The sequence below is a fragment of the Dickeya dadantii NCPPB 898 genome (assembly GCF_000406145.1).
Classification (GTDB): Bacteria; Pseudomonadota; Gammaproteobacteria; order Enterobacterales; family Enterobacteriaceae; genus Dickeya; species Dickeya dadantii.
Map to the genome: position 1 here is coordinate 723,765 of NZ_CM001976.1, position 17,732 is coordinate 741,496.

At 56.9% G+C, this 17,732-nt stretch carries 16 protein-coding genes; 8 read left to right on the forward strand and 8 right to left on the reverse strand.

Annotated elements, in window-relative coordinates:
* Nucleotides 1-128: 128 nt before the first annotated feature.
* Nucleotides 129-503 (forward strand): phosphatase PAP2 family protein, encoded by a 375-nt coding sequence (locus tag DDA898_RS03795; protein WP_050570179.1) that lies wholly within the window; start codon nt 129-131, stop codon nt 501-503.
* Between the two features lie 136 nt (nt 504-639).
* Nucleotides 640-1,017: a winged helix-turn-helix transcriptional regulator gene (locus DDA898_RS03800; protein ID WP_013316387.1), complete on the forward strand. Its 378-nt coding sequence runs from the start codon at nt 640-642 to the stop codon at nt 1,015-1,017.
* 108 nt (nt 1,018-1,125) lie between these two features.
* Here the strand turns inward: DDA898_RS03800 and DDA898_RS03805 are convergent, their stop codons facing one another.
* Nucleotides 1,126-3,021 carry a polysaccharide biosynthesis protein gene (locus DDA898_RS03805; RefSeq protein ID WP_038910256.1) on the reverse strand — a complete coding sequence of 632 codons (1,896 nt, stop codon included), beginning with the start codon at nt 3,019-3,021 and terminating at the stop codon, nt 1,126-1,128.
* A 154-nt stretch (nt 3,022-3,175) separates the two neighbouring features.
* Here DDA898_RS03805 and DDA898_RS03810 point away from each other — a divergent pair, with 154 nt between their 5' ends.
* Both DDA898_RS03810 and DDA898_RS03815 read left to right on the forward strand, forming a co-directional pair.
* Nucleotides 3,176-4,150 carry a UDP-glucose 4-epimerase family protein gene (locus tag DDA898_RS03810; RefSeq protein WP_038910257.1) on the forward strand — a complete coding sequence of 325 codons (975 nt, stop codon included), beginning with the start codon at nt 3,176-3,178 and terminating at the stop codon, nt 4,148-4,150.
* Between the two features lie 9 nt (nt 4,151-4,159).
* Nucleotides 4,160-4,708 carry a sugar transferase gene (locus DDA898_RS03815; RefSeq protein WP_038910258.1) on the forward strand — a complete coding sequence of 183 codons (549 nt, stop codon included), beginning with the start codon at nt 4,160-4,162 and terminating at the stop codon, nt 4,706-4,708.
* Nucleotides 4,709-4,772: 64 nt separating this feature from the next.
* Here DDA898_RS03815 and DDA898_RS03820 read toward each other — a convergent pair whose 3' ends face one another.
* From DDA898_RS03820 to DDA898_RS03840, 5 genes are read right to left on the reverse strand one after another with little or no spacing between them, the layout of a single operon-like run.
* On the reverse strand, nt 4,773-6,095 hold the full coding sequence (locus DDA898_RS03820) for an ABC transporter substrate-binding protein (protein WP_038910259.1): 1,323 nt from the start codon (nt 6,093-6,095) through the stop codon (nt 4,773-4,775).
* Nucleotides 6,088-7,167: an ABC transporter ATP-binding protein gene (locus tag DDA898_RS03825; RefSeq protein ID WP_038912419.1), complete on the reverse strand. Its 1,080-nt coding sequence runs from the start codon at nt 7,165-7,167 to the stop codon at nt 6,088-6,090. Before DDA898_RS03825 ends, DDA898_RS03820 begins: the two co-directional genes overlap by 8 nt.
* A 5-nt stretch (nt 7,168-7,172) precedes the next feature.
* Entirely contained in the window at nt 7,173-7,994 is an 822-nt protein-coding gene (gene gpdQ / locus DDA898_RS03830; protein WP_038910260.1) for a glycerophosphodiester phosphodiesterase GpdQ, read from the reverse strand.
* A gap of 10 nt (nt 7,995-8,004) precedes the next feature.
* Nucleotides 8,005-8,892, reverse strand: a complete 888-nt coding sequence (locus DDA898_RS03835; protein WP_038910261.1) for a carbohydrate ABC transporter permease — start codon at nt 8,890-8,892, stop codon at nt 8,005-8,007.
* Nucleotides 8,882-9,754: a carbohydrate ABC transporter permease gene (locus DDA898_RS03840; RefSeq protein ID WP_038910262.1), complete on the reverse strand. Its 873-nt coding sequence runs from the start codon at nt 9,752-9,754 to the stop codon at nt 8,882-8,884. Before DDA898_RS03840 ends, DDA898_RS03835 begins: the two co-directional genes overlap by 11 nt.
* A 214-nt stretch (nt 9,755-9,968) precedes the next feature.
* On the opposite strand from DDA898_RS03840, the gene DDA898_RS03845 reads away from it, so the two are divergent.
* From DDA898_RS03845 to DDA898_RS03860, 4 genes are all read left to right on the forward strand, one after another.
* The gene (locus DDA898_RS03845; protein WP_013316396.1) at nt 9,969-10,397 is read left to right on the forward strand and encodes a TOBE domain-containing protein; all 429 of its coding nucleotides are present in this window, start codon (nt 9,969-9,971) and stop codon (nt 10,395-10,397) included.
* 254 nt (nt 10,398-10,651) lie between these two features.
* Entirely contained in the window at nt 10,652-11,575 is a 924-nt protein-coding gene (gene lpxP / locus DDA898_RS03850) for a kdo(2)-lipid IV(A) palmitoleoyltransferase (protein WP_107768436.1), read from the forward strand.
* 805 nt (nt 11,576-12,380) lie between these two features.
* Nucleotides 12,381-13,748: an NCS2 family permease gene (locus tag DDA898_RS03855; RefSeq protein WP_038910263.1), complete on the forward strand. Its 1,368-nt coding sequence runs from the start codon at nt 12,381-12,383 to the stop codon at nt 13,746-13,748.
* A gap of 222 nt (nt 13,749-13,970) precedes the next feature.
* Nucleotides 13,971-15,617, forward strand: a complete 1,647-nt coding sequence (locus DDA898_RS03860) for a Na+/H+ antiporter (RefSeq protein ID WP_013316400.1) — start codon at nt 13,971-13,973, stop codon at nt 15,615-15,617.
* A 47-nt stretch (nt 15,618-15,664) separates the two neighbouring features.
* Here the strand turns inward: DDA898_RS03860 and actP are convergent, their stop codons facing one another.
* Nucleotides 15,665-17,323: a cation/acetate symporter ActP gene (actP, locus tag DDA898_RS03865; RefSeq protein WP_013316401.1), complete on the reverse strand. Its 1,659-nt coding sequence runs from the start codon at nt 17,321-17,323 to the stop codon at nt 15,665-15,667.
* On the reverse strand, nt 17,320-17,631 hold the full coding sequence (locus tag DDA898_RS03870) for a DUF485 domain-containing protein (protein ID WP_013316402.1): 312 nt from the start codon (nt 17,629-17,631) through the stop codon (nt 17,320-17,322). Before DDA898_RS03870 ends, actP begins: the two co-directional genes overlap by 4 nt.
* Nucleotides 17,632-17,732 lie beyond the last annotated feature (101 nt).

A 17,732-nucleotide genomic window follows, 5' to 3' on the forward strand; every position in this document is an offset into this window, starting at 1 on the left:
CCCTTTTTTATTGCTAATCAATAACAGCAAAGAAATCCTTATTCCGGTGAAGTGATACTGACCGGTCAGGCGTTTTATCGTATTAAAAAAGCGGCTGATAGTACGCTAAAAAAAGAGATGTTCGCGTAATGAAAAAACAACCGAAAATATTCCCCGGATTGGGGATTTGCCTGGCTGTATTATTGGTGGTGCCCGGTATCGCATGGATGACGGGCTGGCAGTGGAACCCGGATGCGCCATCCCGATTGCTGACCTTTTTTTATTTTCTGACGCAAACGGTGAGTAATCCGTTCGGTATTATCACGGCGCTGTTTTTACTGGGCGCGTTGCTATGGCGGCTAAAACCCGCGAAGACGCTCGTCTGGAGATGCGCGTTGTTGATCATTGCGCCCATTTTGCTGGGGCAGGTGTCGGTCGGCGTACTGAAGCGGGCTATCCATCAGATAGAACCGGTTCAGAACGATCGCCGCCGCGGCGTAACGGCGTGCACTCGAATACGTTGAGCCGCCCGAACGCTGCTACCCATTATTAATGGTTTCAAAAATAAACTAACTCCCAAAAGGAAACAAAATGCAGTATGGTTATTCAGGTGTGAAATAGAAACTCATCAACGATAGCAGATGGAACAGAGGTGACGAGATGCCTGAATTCAATGTCTACAGCAGAGGCTGTCCGGCGCGTATGGTGCTGGATCGCTTGTCGAATAAGTGGTCGCTGTTGATTCTGGATCGTCTGGCGTGCGAGCCGGTACGATTTAATCAATTGAGGCGTGACATTGACGGCGTATCGCAGAAGGTGCTGTCGCAGACGCTGAAGCATCTGGAGCGCGATGGCATGATCCGTCGTCAGGTGTTCGCTACGGTGCCGGTGACGGTGGAGTATTCGATTACCATGCTGGGTAAGACGCTGGTCAAAACCGTACATGAACTGACCCACTGGGCAGAGAGCAATATCGATGAGGTCATGCTCGCTCAGCAGCGCTACGATGAGCTTAATTCGGCGTCCACGGCGGCGTAAGTGTAGCCGCTCTGTTTTAGCGACGCGCTATCGGAAACAGGCCATCACAGAAACCTATGGGCGGGAGCGGGTAAAAAGCCACGGTATGTGGTCGGCTCCGTCCATTAATCATACCCGTTGATGCTTATGCTCTTTATTATTCGTGATGGGGGTGTATCCCGTTGGCGCGTCCAGCAATATCTTCTTGATGTCGCCGACATCATAATCATGGCAACTCTTGTCGAGCTTTTGTAATAACCGCTCCATCTCCTGCCAGCTTAGCCGTTCTTCCTGCGCGGTCATGATTCTGGGGTGGCTGGTGCCTTCCACATTTTCGCCAATCAGTAACTCTTCGTAGAGCTTTTCTCCCGGACGTAAGCCCGTGAATTTAATAACGATATCGCCCTCTTCACCATAGCCTTCGATGTAGCCTTTCATCCCCATCAGGTTGATCATTCTGCGCGCTAAATCTAGGATTTTGACCGGTTCCCCCATATCCAGAACAAAAACCTGTCCGTTAATCCCCATGGCGCCTGCCTGTATCACGAGTTGCGCCGCTTCGGGTATCAGCATGAAGTAACGGGTAATGTCCGGATGGGTTACCGTAACCGGTCCTCCCAGGCGAATCTGTTTTTTAAACAGAGGAACGACAGAGCCCGATGAGCCTAATACGTTGCCGAAACGGACCATGGTGAAGGTCGTCTGGTTTTGCCGTTCCGCCAGCGCTTGCAGAATCAGTTCGGCCATCCGCTTGCTGGTCCCCATGATATTGGTGGGTCGTACCGCTTTGTCCGTCGAAATCAGGGTGAAGTTGCGTACTCCTTCCTCTATCGCGGCTTCGGCGCAGGCCAGCGTGCCGAAGACGTTATTGCGGATACCTTCGATGACATTGTCTTCCACCAGCGGCACATGCTTGTAAGCCGCGGCGTGATAAATGGTTTCTACCTGATAGGCCCGAATCAGTTTCTGTATCCGGTTTTGCTTTTGCACCGACCCCAGCGCGGCAACGATTTTGGTATCAAGCAGTAAACGCTTCTTGATGCCCTGAAGCTCCTGGTCGATGGTATAGAGGTTGTATTCATTCAGTTCAAACAGCACCAGCGTGCGGGGATGTTGCGTCAGAATCTGCCGACAGAGTTCTGAACCAATAGAGCCGCCCGCCCCGGTGACCATCACCGATTTGCCGGTAATGTTTTTAGACATCAGCTGTTTGTCGGGACCTACCGCTTCACGCCCCAGCAAGTCCGCCACGTCCAAATCCCGTATTTCTGTCGCAGTCGCCTTCCCGGCGGCAATGTCTTCGACCGAGGGCACGGATTGCACTTCAATCGGCCAGTGCGACAGTTTTTCCAGCAATCTCAACCGCTGGCCTTTTTTGATGTTATTAATCGCCAGCAGCAATTTTACCGGTTGATATAACGGTTTCAGTTTTTCGAATTCACGACTGTGGTGCACCTTGATACCGCAGATGATTTGACCAATCTTTTTTTCGTCATCATCAAGCACCACTACCGGATGAAACTCGTCTCCCTGGATCAGGGAATAGAGCAGGTCGCGCCCGGTTGCGCCCGCACCATAGATAAAGACATTGGGCTTTTGCCGTTTGTAATAGTGGTAATAAAACGTGCGGATGAGTACGCGAGGGCTGCCCAGCGCCAGCGTCGCCAGCCCGGCATAGATAAAAGGGACGCTGCGCGGCACAAACGACTGAAAAAAGAAGCTACTCAGCGCCAGGCTGATAGCCGACAGAATCACCGACAGAAAAACATACCCCATCGCCGGCAGCATCATGTAACGCAGCACCGCCCGGTACATGCCGCAGCGAACAAATACCAGCAGGGTGATGGACAACGTGACCAGTACGCTGGCGATTTCAGCGTAACCTACGGGAAAATCCAGGGTGCCCAGACGAACGGCGACGGCCAGATAAAGTGAAACCACAATGGCGATCGCGTCATAGATCACCGTCATGATGCGTTTGTTTCTACGCTCAGCACTTAGCAAAATTGGAATGGGTTTAAACATCTGGGGCCTGAATGTCTGTGTGAGACGGCAATTAGAGTAATTAGGCGGACATTTTAGTGGTCCGACAACGTCTTGACCAGCAGTGCGAATCTCAATTTCGAGGATCGCGGGTACCAAGGTATTATCAGGTATTTTCCTGCTGAAGGTAACCACATTGAAAATCTTAGTAACGGGAAGCCGTGGGTTTATCGGGAGACGGCTGGTCGCGCTGGCGAGCGAGCAAGGCATCGCCTGTGTTCGGCATTGCAGCGCGCGCGGAGAGGCGTCCGATAGCCAGATGGTTCGCGCCGACCTGACCGCCGCGACAGACTGGATGCCGGCGCTGCAAGGCGTGGATGCGGTGGTGCACTGCGCCGCCAGAGTGCATCAGATGCAGGACGGCGGCGAAGCGCTGCAACTGTACCGGGAAACCAATGTGGCGGGAACGCTGCGACTGGCGCAGCAGGCCGCGCAAGCCGGCGTTAAACGGTTTGTCTTTCTGAGCTCCATCAAGGTGAATGGCGAAGCGACTCAGCCAGGCCGGCCTTTCCAGCCCGACGTGGCGGTGCCGCCCGCCGATCCTTACGGTTTGAGCAAATACGAGGCGGAGCAGGCGCTGCAGCGTCTGGCGCAGGAAACCGGTCTTGAGGTGGTGATTATTCGCCCGCCGCTGGTGTATGGGCCGGGCGTCAAAGCCAATTTCCGGGCGATGATGAACTGGGTCGGCAAAGGAGTGCCGCTGCCGCTGGCGGCGGTTCATAACCAGCGCAGCATGGTGTTTGTGGACAATCTGGCCGACCTGATTCTGCTGAGTCTGCGCCATCCGCAGGCGCCGGGGCGGGTGTGGCTGGCGTCGGACGACCACGATGTTTCCACCGCCGGTCTGCTGGCGGATATGGCGGCGGCGCTGGGGGTGAAAAACCGCTGTTGGCCGCTGCCGTCGTGGGTACTGAAAAGCGCGGCGGCCCTGCTGGGGAAATCCGCGGTGGCGGAGCGCCTGCTGGGTTCGCTGCAGGTGGATATCCGCGAAACCCGGCAACGGCTTGGCTGGCAGCCCGCCGTCCCTTATCATCAGGCGATTGCCATCACGGCGCAGGCGTTTCTGGCGGAAACGTCCGGCGTTCCCGAGTCCGAATCCAAACAAGGTTGACCGATTATTATGCTGCGTGTTCTGGATATATTACTGGCGCTGATTGGCTTGCTGTGTCTGTGGCCGGTAATGCTGATTGTTTATGTGTTGGGGTTGTTTGATACCGGTTCGCCGGTTTTCATTCAGCAACGGGTAGGCCGGCATCAACGCCCGTTTAACCTGATCAAGTTCCGCACGATGGCGGTGACGACCGAGTCGGTAGCGACTCACCTCGCCAGCCGCAGTGCCGTGACGCGGTTAGGCGCGTTTTTGCGTAAAACCAAGCTGGATGAGTTGCCGCAGTTGATTAATGTCCTCAAAGGGGAGATGAGCCTGGTGGGGCCGCGTCCTTGTCTGTTTAATCAACAGGAGTTGAGGGCCGAACGTCAGGCGCGCGGCGTATTTGACGTGTTGCCGGGCATTACCGGGCTGGCGCAGGTTAATGCTATCGACATGTCTACGCCGCAGAAACTGGCGGAGTGGGATCAGCGCATGATTCAGACCCTGTCGGTAAAACATTACTTCACTTATCTGGTGCAAACGGTGGTCGGCAAGGGTTCCGGCGATCGGGTACGTTGATAAAAAACGATGCCGGTCAGGCCGGCATCGTCATGGCGTTTCATGGTGTTAAGGGATTAAGAGATTACTTCACCGGGGCCAGCGCCGTCTGATCCACGTAGGGTTTCATGATGGTGTCCGCTTCCTGCTGGGCGGCTTTGGCCGCCGCTTCCGGCGTGACCTTCTCGTCATTCACCACCGCAGCCAACTGGTTTTCCATCGCTTTACGCACCGCGACGGTTTCATAGGTGGAGTACCACGGATGGGCGTACTTCAACTGTTCCAGCGCGGTGGCGGCGCGCGGGTCTTTTTCCAGATAGGCTTTCATTTCCGGCGTATCGTATGAGGCTTTACGCGGCGAGAAATAGCCGGTGAAGCGGCTCCAGGCGCCGTTGACCTGCGGGCTGACCAGATAGCTCAGGAACTGGTAAGCGGCTTTTTTCTGCTCGTCGGAAATGCCTTTGAAGCTCACCAGGCTGGCGCCGCCGATCGGTACCGCGCGCTGCTCTTTGGCCGGCAGCATCGCCACACCCAGTTCAAAGTCTTTGGTGTTTTCACGCATAAAGCCCAGCGCGCCGGTGCTCAGCATCGCCATGCCGAGTTTGCCGGAGAAGAACGCGGCGCTGATCTGCTTAGAGTCCAGTACGCCGGACGGCATCACTTTGTCTTTGTAGACCAGGTTTTGCCAGAAGCGCAGCGCGCCGATAGTCGTCGGACTGTTGTAATAGACTTCGCCCGGATAGTCCTCGTTGAAGTAATTACCGCCGTTGGCGCGCACCAGCGAGGAGAAAATCCAGCCGCCGTAGTCGTCGTTGGTGGACGGCAGCATGATGCCCCACTGGCCTTTGCTCTGGTCGGTCAGCTTTTTGGCGTCTTCCAGCAGCGCCTGCCAGGTTTGCGGCGCCTGCGTGATGCCGGCTTTCTCGAACATAGTCTTGTTGTAATAGAGAATCGGCGTCGAGTTGTGGAACGGAATGGCGTAGGTCACGCCCATCACCTGCGCGTTCTTGTGCATGGCCGGCCAGAATTCGTTGGTCAAAAACGCCCCGGCTTTTTCGTTGCCGAATTTGAACAGTTCGTCCATCGGCAGGATTTCGTTTTTCAGCGCCAGATCGGTGGTGAAGTTGGCGGACATGATCACCAGCGCAGGCGGCTGGCCGGCTTTCTGCGCCGCTTCCGCTTTCATTTTGGTGGTGTCGTAGTTACCGGTGAAAATCCCCCGCACTTCCACATCCTGCTGAGAGCCGTTGAATTCTTTGATGATGCGGGTCATTTCCATCGTCAGTTTGCCGTCCACCGGGGCCGGAAACATGAAGTCGATGTTCTGTTTGGCCAGCGCCGAACCGGCGAAGGCCAGCGTGATGCCGAGGGTGAGCGCCTGTAACCGCTGTTTCAGGGGCTTATGCATGGGGGGTCTCCTGGTATACGTTCTGCTGTGTATCAGCATGAAAAAGATGAACATCAAAAGGTGAAAAGCCGAGGCTGACGGTATCGCCAACCATCGGGGCGTCGCCGCGGTTTTTGCGGCTGTAGCGTAGTTCGCCGATCGGCGTGCTGATGTGCAGCAGATAGTCCGCGCCCATCAATTCTCGTTGCGTCACGGTGCCGGGCAGGCGCAGCATGTGCGGTTCGGTTTCCGGGGCATCGGTCAGGTGTTCCGGACGGATGCCGAAAAACACCTGCCGGAGCTGGCTGGCGTGCGGCGGCAGAGGAAGCGCTTGCTCACCCACCTGCACCGCGCCGCCAGCGCAAGGCAGCGTAATGATGTTCATGGCCGGCGAGCCGATGAAACTCGCCACGAACCGGTTGGTCGGGAAGGCATACAACTGCTCCGGCGTGCCGACCTGCTGGACTTCGCCGTGGTTCATCACCACGATGCGATCCGCCATCGACATGGCTTCGGTCTGGTCGTGGGTGACGTAAACGGTGCTGGTTTTTAGCTGCCGGTGCAGCGTCATGATGCCGTCGCGCACTTCGGTGCGCAGCCGGGCGTCCAGATTGGACAGCGGTTCATCCATCAGAAACAGTTTGGGGTTGCGGACGATGGCGCGCGCCATCGCCACTCGCTGGCGCTGGCCGCCGGACAGCTTGCCCGGTTTGCGGTCCAGCAGTTCGTCCAGTTGCAGCAATTGCGCCACTTTCTCCAGCCGGGGTTGCCAGCTTGCTTTCGGCTCATGGCGAATCTGCATGCCGAAGGTGATGTTGTCTTTCACCGTCAGGTGCGGAAACAGCGCATAGTTCTGAAAGATCATCGCGAAGTTGCGCTCGCGCGGCGACCGGGCGGTGATGTCGTCGCCATCCAGCCAAATCTCGCCGTCGCTTACCGTTTCCAGCCCGGCCAGCAGGCGCAGCAGGGTACTTTTGCCGCAGCCGGACGGCCCGACCAGTACCAGAAATTCGCCGTCGGCGATCTCCAGCGACAGCGAGCGCAGCGCCGGTTTGTCGTCAAATTGCTTGCTGACGTTGTGCAGTCGTAACATAGCCATTAACGCTCATCCACCGGGCAACTGATATTTTCGTCGTACAACCACGGGCCGGCGTAGTGCGACAGCGGATGCAGGTAACTGACCCACTGCTGGTCCACCTGACGGTGCATCAGGCAGGCGGGCGGCGACATGTCGTAGTAAGGGCGGGTGTCTTCGTGGTAGTAGGGTACCTGATGGACGGTACCCGGCACGGTGGCGATGACTGCCTGACGGTACTGCGTCATGATCAGGCAGTGGTTGTGCCCGCAGAAAATACGCACCAGCGACGGGAAACGTTCCACCAGCTCCAGCAGGCGGTGGCCGTTCTCGCAGGCGATGCGGTCCATCTGGGCGGAGCCGAGCGCGAGCGGCGGATGGTGCATGAACACGGCGGTAGGTTTGTCGTCACGCATCAGTTGCGCTTCCAGCCAGGTCAGCGTCTCTTCCGTCAGCCAGCCTTTGGAGGTGCCGGCGCGGCTGGAGTCGATGAACAGCAACCGGGTGGCGAAATCGTCAATCGCGTAGCGCATATTCTGCGGATCGTTGCCCAGTTGCGGACACAGTGGTTGCAGGTATTCCAGCAAGTGGGTCTTGTCGTCGTGGTTGCCGGGGATGATGAACAGCGGGTAGGTCAGATTACCGAGAATCTGGCGGGCCACCTGATATTCCGCCGGGCGACCGCAGTTGACGATATCGCCGCTTATCACCACCGCATCCGGGCGTTCGGTCAGGGCGTTAAGTTGCGACACCACGTCGGCGTTGCCGGCGTTAATGTCGATGAAACCGTACAGTTTTTGCCCTGAGCTGCGAAAATGGGTGTCGGAAATTTGCGCTAACAGCATGAAAAACTCCTTATTTTATCCCTGAGAAACCAAAGCTTCTCAGGAACTGTTTTTGGAAAACGATAAACGCCAGCATCAGCGGCAGACACACCATCAGCGTCCCGGCGCTGATCATCCCCCACTGGCCGCCGGATTCGGCGCCCATGGCGAACGACACCAGCCCGACGGTCAACACCTGTTTGTCCGGGTCGTTGAGCATCATCAGCGGCCACAGATACTCGTTCCAGTGATAGGTAATGCTGACGGTGGCGAACGCCAGAATGGAGGGCCAGGACATCGGCAGCAGCACGCGAAATAGCACCTGCCACCAGCGGCAACCCTCCATCAGCGCGGCTTCTTCAATCTCTTTGGGAATAGCCAGGAACGCCTGACGCATCAGAAATACGCCAAACGCCGAGGTGAAATAGGGCATCATCACGCCGGTCAGGGTATTGAGCAGACCGAATGCCTTCAGCGTCATCATGTTGGGCACCATCATCGCCACCGGCATGATCATCAACTGCACCAGAAACAGCAGGAAGAGCGTCTGCTTGCCGCGGAATTCGTGGCAGGCGAAGACATAACCGGCAGTGGTGATGGTCAGCAACTGGACGAAAAAGGTGCCGAAGGTAAAGAAAATGGTGTTGGCGTACAGGCTTATCCAGTCGGCGCTTTGCCAGGCGTCGCGGAAGTTATCCAGCGTCAGCGGCCAGCGCGGCAACAGCGACGCCATGCCCGCGCCAAAGGTGGTGGCGCTGAACGCCGACGAGAGCATCCAGATAAACGGGCTTACCCACAGCAGCGCGGCGCAGATCATCAGCAGGCTCAGGGTCGCGCGGCGCGACTGGCGCCAGCGCAGCCATGCCGGCAAAGGCGCGCGGGTGGAACAGGCCACGGCGGGGGAGATTTCAACGCTCATAATGCGCCCCTTTCTCAAGCACTTTCAGGTTAACCAGCGAGAAAACGAATAGCCCTGCCAGCGTCAGGAAGGTGGCGGCCGAGGCTTTGCCGAGGTCGTGGGTGTCCCAGGCCAGGTTCTGGATGTAATACAGCAACACCGTGGTAGCGTTGTCCGGCCCGCCGTGGGTCATCACCGCCACGTGGTCGATTTGGGTGATGGAGTAAATCAGCGCGGTAGTAATGACAAAGCTCAGCGTCGGGCGCAGCAGCGGTAGCGTGACCCGGAAAAACACCTGCGTCGACGAGGCGCCTTCCATAATCGCGGCTTCGCGGGTGGACGGCGGGATGCTTTGCAGGCCGGCCAGAAAGAACAGCATGTAGTAACCGGCGAATTTCCATACGCCAATCAGCGCCAGGGCGAGCAGGGCGCTGTTGCTGCGGCCCAGATAGTTGTTGTTCATCGGGCCGAACAGTTTGGTCAGATAATAATCCAGCAGGCCGATGCCGGGCATAAAGATAAACAGCCACAGCGCGGCGGCGCTGACCATCGGGATGATCATCGGGAAAAAAAAGGCGGTACGCAGCCAGCGGTTGACCGCGTGGTTTTCCCACAGCGCCACCGCCAGCAGCAACGCCAGCACCACGCCGGGGATCACCGTCAACAGGATATAAACCAGATTATTGAGCAGCGCGCGCCAGAATACGGCGTCATTCAGCAGGCGAGCAACGTTTCCCAAACCGACAAACGATGCGCCCGCGCCCGCCATACGGGTATCGAACAGGCTGTCATAGACGGATCGCAATAGTGGAAAATAGGTGAACAACAGCAGGAACAGCAAAGAAGGCGATAAAATCACCCAAGGGAGCCAGTTTTTTTGCATGGTGATGATTAATGCCAGTCAACGAGTTTCGTAAAACGGAAGGCATATGCTGCGCAGGGAATACTGCAAAGGCATGGCAGGTCGGTGACGATTTGGTGACGATGGTTTCCATAAAATAAAACTGTTGCTGACGGCTTGTACTGCGGCGGGAAAAAGCGGTTAATGAACCATTAACGGCTTTTATGGTTATTTACCGATTTATCCAGGAGGTTTTATGTCCGTTTCTGCAAGAAATCAGCTGAGTGGAACCGTAGCCCGCGTGGCGGAAGGCGCGGTCAACAGCGAAGTGGTGCTAACTCTGGAAAGCGGCGAACAGCTGACCACCGTGATTACCCGTAGCAGCGTGACGACGCTCGGGCTGGCGCCCGGTAAAGCGGCGCTGGCGCTGATCAAGGCACCGTGGGTGATTCTGGCCTCGGCCGATTGCGGCCTGAACTTCTCCGCCCGTAATCAGTTCAGCGGCGCGATTGACGACGTGGTCAAAGGCGCGGTGCACGCCACGGTGCATATCACCACCGCCAAAGGGCTGAAACTGACCGCCAGCGTCACCAACGAAAGCGTGGAAGAGATGGGATTGCAGGCCGGATCGGCGGTGATTGCCCTGATTAAGGCTTCCAGCGTCATTCTGGCGACCCGCGCCTAGATGGCGCGCGGCAGCGACATCGTCGCCGCACACAATCTTTACACTCGAATCCCTCCTTTCTTTGGTGGATTTCGGGTAATCTGAGTCGCTTTTTAGCGGCAGAGAGGCGCGGTGATAACCGAGCTGTACTTTGCCGCACGTTTCTCCTCTTTTTTCACATTGACTGTGTTTTCCTCCGGGTTGCCTGGATAACGACAATGTCGTGCATGGTTAGTTTGTTAAAACTGGCTGTCATGGCACTCAAGAAGATATTCATAATGACTCAACAAACCTTTACCAGGGAATTGTTCCACCCCCGCTACTGGCTGCTGTGGTTCGGCCTTGCCGTGCTGTTTCTGCTGGTGCAATTGCCTTATCCGCTGCTGATGCGGTTGGGCAGTTGGCTGGGGCGCAGCTCCCGTCATTTTCTCAAACGTCGGGTGAGCATTGCCCGCCGTAATCTGGAGCTCTGCTTTCCCGATATGCCGGCATCACAGCGCGAAGCGATGCTGAAGGCGAATTTCGCCTCGCTGGGGATGGCGCTGATGGAAACCGGCATGGCCTGGTTCTGGTCGGACAGGCGGGTCAGAGCGTGGTTCGAGGTATCCGGCTTCGAGAACCTTCAGCAGGCTGCGCGCGAACAGCGCGGCGTGATGGTGATTGGCATTCATTTTATGTCGCTGGAACTGGGCGGCCGCGCCATGGGGCTGTGCCAGCCGATGATGGCGATGTACCGGCGGCATAACAATAAGTTGATGGAACTGGTGCAGACCTGGGGACGCTCTCGCTCCAACAAGGCGATGATTGACCGCAAGGATCTGCGCGGCATGGTGCAGGCGCTAAAGAGCGGTGAAGCGGTATGGTTTGCGCCCGATCAGGATTACGGCCCGAAAGGCAGCGTGTTCGCGCCTTTCTTTGCGGTCGAGCAGGCGGCGACGACCTGCGGCACGTTCACCATTCATCGTCTGGCCAAACCGGCGATGATCACCACGGTGCTGATTCGCAAGCCGAATCGGCAAGGGTATCAACTGGTGATTGAGCCGGAACTGGAGGACTACCCGAGTCAGGATCAGCAGCAGGCGGCGCACTACATGAACCGGGTGATTGAGCGCGAGATCCTGCGTGCGCCGGAACAGTATTTGTGGCTGCACCGTCGCTTCAAAACTCGCCCGTACGGCGAGGCGTCACTGTATCGCTAAGGCCGGGCGCAAAAAAAAGTGGCTGCCCGAAGGCAGCCACATAAAAGGAGAGAATGACTGATGATTAACGAAACAGCGCGTAGGGATTAACACCGCGGTAGGTTTTGCCCAGCGCTTTTAGGATTTGAGTGATTTGACGGACAATACTCATGATGTTCCCCCCATACGCATAAAAGAATTAGTGGTTGAAAGTACCGAAGTTGATGGTGAAGTTTTCAAACATGGCGATAATTTTGTGCAGCAGTTTCATTGTCGTATTCCTCTATGTGATTCATTATTTCTGTGATGTTGTTCACGGTTTTAAAGATACACCCTGCTCAGGGAGTGGTCAACTTTTTTGTGATGCACATCACAAAAATATGAACATGTAGTCTGCTCTTCCTGAACCACGGTTTTATTTTCTTTCATACTCAAGATGTTGCTGTTCGAACGGTGGCGAGTGCTCGTTGGCTGACGATTGCGGCAACGGCATGCGGCGTTTGGTTGGCGTTATTTTCAGCGCGACTACGGCGTGAAAGCAGGGAATAGCAGTTGAAATGGATGTCCCGAAGGCAGGATAATCTGCCGCCTCAACAACAACTGGCAGGATTCAGCCGCTTTGTAACGCAACGGTTAATCGTTTGCGTGTCAGGCTGGAGTGGGAAAACGGCAGGCAGTCCGGCGTCTGGCAAGGGCGTCGAATTATACCGTTTTTACTGAATACTGGTCAGGTGCCGGTTACGGCGCTTGATAGCCAGGATGTTTGATAACCATAACGTTTGATAGCTATAACGTTTAATAACAACGACATTTCAGGGGATACACCATGTCCAATACCACTCGTCAGGCTGGCGATGCGGCCCGTCCCGCAGGCGCGCTTGATGCCTTTTTCAAGATTACGCAGCGCGGCAGCAGCGTTCGTCAGGAAGTACTGGCGGGCCTGACCACTTTTCTGGCGATGGTTTACTCGGTCATCGTCGTGCCGGGCATGCTGGGTAAAGCCGGTTTTCCGCCGGCGGCGGTGTTTGTGGCGACCTGTCTGGTGGCCGGGGTCGGTTCACTGCTGATGGGGCTGTGGGCCAACCTGCCGATGGCGATCGGTTGTGCGATTTCGCTGACCGCGTTTACCGCTTTCAGTCTGGTGCTGGGTCAGCATATCAGCGTGCCGGTCGCGCTGGGCGCCATTTTCATGATGGGCGTACTGTTTACCGCGATTTCCGCTACCGGTATTCGCTCCTGGATCCTGCGCAATTTGCCGATGGGCGTGGCGCACGGCGCCGGTATTGGTATCGGGTTGTTCCTGCTGATTATTGCCGCCAACGGCATTGGTCTGGTGATTAAAAACCCGATCGACGGCTTGCCGGTAGCGCTGGGGCATTTCACCGCGTTTCCGGTGGTGATGTCGCTGATCGGTCTGGCCGCCACCATCGGTCTTGAAAAACGCCGCGTACCGGGCGGGATCCTGCTGGTGATCGTCGCCATTTCGGTCATCGGCCTGATTTTTGACCCTAACGTGAAATATCAGGGGCTGTTCGCCCTGCCGAGCCTGACCGACGCTAACGGTCAGTCGCTGATTTTTAGTCTCGATATCAAGGGCGCGTTGCAGCCGGTGGTGCTGCCGAGCGTGCTGGCGCTGGTGATGACGGCGGTGTTTGATGCCACCGGCACCATTCGCGCGGTAGCCGGGCAGGCCAACCTGCTGGACAAAGACGGCCAGATTATCAATGGCGGCCGTGCGCTGACCGCCGACTCCGTCAGCAGCATTTTCTCCAGTCTGGTGGGAACATCGCCGGCGGCGGTCTACATTGAATCCGCCGCGGGTACGGCCGCAGGCGGCAGAACCGGCCTGACCGCGACCGTGGTGGGTGTGCTGTTCCTGTTGATCCTGTTCCTGTCGCCGCTGTCCTATCTGGTGCCGGCCTATGCGACGGCGCCGGCGCTGATGTATGTCGGGCTGCTGATGCTGAGCAACGTGTCCAAACTGGATTTCAACGACTTTGTGGACGCCATGTCCGGTCTGGTGTGCGCGGTATTCATCGTGCTGACCTGTAACATCGTTACCGGCATCATGCTGGGCTTTGGCGCGCTGGTGTTGGGCCGCCTGTTCTCTGGCGAGTGGCGCAAGCTGAATGTCGGCACCGTGATTATCGCCGTGGCGCTGGTAGTGTTTTACGCTGGCGGCTGGGCGCTCTAAGCCGTCCGCACCGCATCATGCTCTAAGGGGAACCGCGGTTCCCCTTTTTTATTCCTCTGTTATTTCTCTGTGCCGAAAACGCGGTTTTTTTTGTCTTCGATTCCTGTTCATTGCTTTGTATCTTGTTATTATTTCAACAGATCATCCACCGGATGGTGCAGTCGGCGCCCGATGGCGGCTACCCGGCGTCCTTTCATGTAACGGCAAGCAACCAGGGAACACATGGAAATATTTTTCACCATTCTGATTATGACGCTGATCGTCTCTCTTTCAGGCGTAGTGACGCGCATCCTGCCTTTCCAGATACCGCTGCCGCTGATGCAGATCGTGCTGGGCGCCATGCTGGCCTGGCCGCAATTCGGCCTGCATGTCGACTTCAATCCCGAATTGTTTATGGTGCTGTTTATTCCGCCGCTGCTGTTCGCCGACGGCTGGAAAACCTCGACCCGCGAGTTTCTGCACCATATGCGTGAAATTCTGGGGCTGGCGCTGGTACTGGTGGTGATTACCGTGGTGGGTATCGGTTACCTATTGCACTGGATGGTCCCGGAAATGCCGCTGGTGGCCGCCTTTGCGCTGGCTGCCGTCCTGTCTCCCACCGATGCGGTGGCCTTGTCCGGCATTGTCGGCGAAGACCGGATCCCGAAAAAACTGATGGGGATCCTACAGGGCGAGGCGTTAATGAACGACGCCTCGGCGCTGGTGTCGCTCAAGTTTGCGGTGGCGATCGCCATGGGAACCATGGTGTTTACGGTTTACGGCGCGACGCTGGCGTTTTTGCAGGTCGCGCTGGGCGGCCTGCTGGCCGGGATCGGCGTCACCTGGGTTTACAGTAAATCTCTGTCGTTGCTTGGTCATCAGAACGATGACGATGCCGCCACCCAAATCGTGTTACTGCTGCTGTTGCCGTTCGCTGCCTACCTGATCGCCGAACATTTCGGCGTATCGGGCATTCTGGCGGCGGTGGCGTCTGGGATGACTATCAGCCGAACCCAACTGCTGCGGCAGGCGCCGCTCAACATGCGACTGCGCGCCAACGGCGTGTGGAACATGCTGGAGTTTGTGTTCAACGGCATGGTGTTCCTGATGCTGGGGCTGCAACTGCCCGGCGTGATTGAAGAGTCGATTGTGCAGGCGGAGCTGGATCCGACCATCGAAACCTGGATGCTATTCGCCGACATCGCTCTGATCTATTGCGCTTTGCTGCTGTTGCGGTTTGCCTGGCTGTGGCTGATGAAACTCTACAGCCGTTATGTACAAAATAAGCGTCCGATGTTGTTTGCCGACTACACCTCGCGCGAGATCTGGATCAGCACCTTTGCCGGCGTACGGGGCGCCATCACGCTGGCGGGTGTGTTGTCCATCCCGCTGTTTCTGAGCAGCGGCGCACCGTTCCCGTCCCGCTATCAACTGGTGTTTATCGCTACCGGCGTGATCCTGTTTTCACTGTTGTGCGGGGTGATAGCGTTACCGCTGCTGTTGAGGGGCATTACGCTGACCGACCACAGCGTGCAGAAAAAAGAGGAACGCATCGCACGGGTGACGATGGCGCAGGTTGCGATCGATAGTCTGAAAAAAATGCAGGAACGGCTGGCGGCGGACCGGGAAGAAAATCTGGACGATCAGGTGCTGGCGGAGGTGAGCGCCCGCGTCATCGGTATGTTGCATCGCCGCGTGGCGGGCACCGACGAGCTGGAAAACAACATGGCGGTGGAAAATCTGGAACGGCGCTTTCGTCTGGCTGCCGTTAGTGCAGAGCGCGCCGAACTGTATCACCTGCGCGCCACGCAGCGTATCAGCAACGAAACGCTGCAGAAAATGCTGCGGGAACTGGATTTGCTGGAAGCGGTGTTAAGCGAGAAGGTGTAAAAAAAACCGGGGAGCAAGCTCCCCGGTTGTCGTGAGTATCGCCTTTCTTAGTGAGATGACCCTTTGGATATGCCAAGGCCGGTTTGCGAACGGATAAACTGCGCTTTGAATTTACCGCGTTCTTCGACGGCGTTGGCTGAATTGTCGGTAATCGAGAAAAACCAGATACCGATAAAGGCCACCAGCATCGAGAACAGCGCCGGGTATTCATACGGGTAAATCGGGCTGGCATGACCGAGGATTTTCACCCAGATGGTCGGCCCCAGAATCATCAGAATTATTGCCGTCAGCAGCCCGGCCCAGCCGCCGATCATGGCGCCGCGGCTGGTCAGCTTCGACCAGTACATCGACAGCAGGATTATCGGGAAGTTACAGCTGGCGGCAATCGAGAACGCCAGCCCGACCATAAAGGCGATGTTCTGGTTTTCGAACAGGATCCCCAGCAGGATAGCGATCACCCCCAGCGCCAGTACCGTGAGTTTCGACACTTTCAGCTCGTCGCGCTCGGTAGCCTGACCCTTCTTGATGACGTTCGAATACAGGTCATGAGACACGGCTGAGGCACCGGCCAGCGTCAGCCCGGCCACCACCGCCAAAATGGTGGCGAAGGCCACGGCGGAGATAAAGCCGAGGAAGAAGTTGCCGCCCACGGCGTTAGCCAGATGCACCGCCGCCATGTTGTTGCCGCCGATCAACGCGCCGGCGGCGTCTTTGAACGCCGGGTTGGCGCCCACCAGCAAGATCGCGCCGAAACCGATGATGAAGGTCAGGAAGTAGAAATACCCCATGAACCCGGTGGCGAAGAACACGCTTTTGCGCGCTTCACGGGCGTCACTGACGGTGAAGAAACGCATCAGTATATGCGGCAGGCCGGCGGTGCCGAACATCAGCCCCAGCCCGAGAGACAGCGCGGAAATCGGGTCGGACACCAGTCCGCCGGGTTTCATGATCGCGATACCTTTCGCGTGAACCTTGGTCGCTTCGGTGAACAGGCTATCGAAGCTGAAGTTAACCGTTTTCAGCACCATGATCGCCATGAAGGTGGCGCCGCACAGTAACAATACCGCTTTGATGATTTGTACCCAGGTGGTAGCCAGCATGCCGCCGAACAGTACGTACATCACCATCAGAATACCGACCAGCACCACCGCGATATGGTAGTTCAGCCCGAACAGCAACTGAATCAGCTTACCGGCGCCCACCATCTGGGCAATCAGGTACAGCGCCACCACCACCAGCGAACCGCAGGCGGACAGGGTGCGGATCGGTTTTTGCTGTAACCGGTAAGACGCCACGTCAGCAAAGGTGTAGCGACCCAGATTGCGCAGCCGTTCCGCAATCAGGAACAGGATGATCGGCCAGCCGACCAGAAAGCCGAGCGAGTAGATCAGGCCGTCGAAGCCGGAGGTGTACACCAGCGCCGAAATGCCGAGGAACGAGGCCGCGGACATGTAGTCGCCGGCAATCGCCAGCCCGTTCTGAAAGCCGGTGATATTGCCGCCCGCGGTGTAGTAATCGCTGCGCGAACGGGTACGTTTGGACGCCCAGTAGGTGATGTAGAGCGTCGCCGCCACGAACAGCACAAACAGTGCGATGGCCTGAATATTCAGCGGTTGCTTCTGGACATTGCCGGAAACAGCATCCGCCGCCTGCGCCCATATCGGTAGCCCCAACAACGCGGTCAACAGAAAAATGCGGCTTTTCATTTTTGCACCTCGTCCAGCAATGCCTTGGTCAGGCGGTCAAATTCGCCATTGGCGCGGTAGACATAAATACCGGTAAGCACAAAGGAGATAACGATGAGCCCAATACCCAACGGGATGCCGCGGGTCGTCCCCGCGCCGGGTGCTATCGGCGTACCCAGCCAGCCCGGCGCAAAGGCGATCAACAGAATGAAACCGACGTACAACACCAGCATGATCAGCGAAAGAAAGGCGGCAAAACGCTGCCGTTTCTGGACCAGTTCTTTAAATAGCGGGTTATCCTCAATCCGTTGATAAATGAGATCATTCATCATAAATCTCCAGTCAGATAAGTCGCGTCGCCCTCGCGGGCGGCTGTTTTTCAGGTGCCACCACACACCAGACGGCGTAATACGATCTGGTGCGGGTGGCG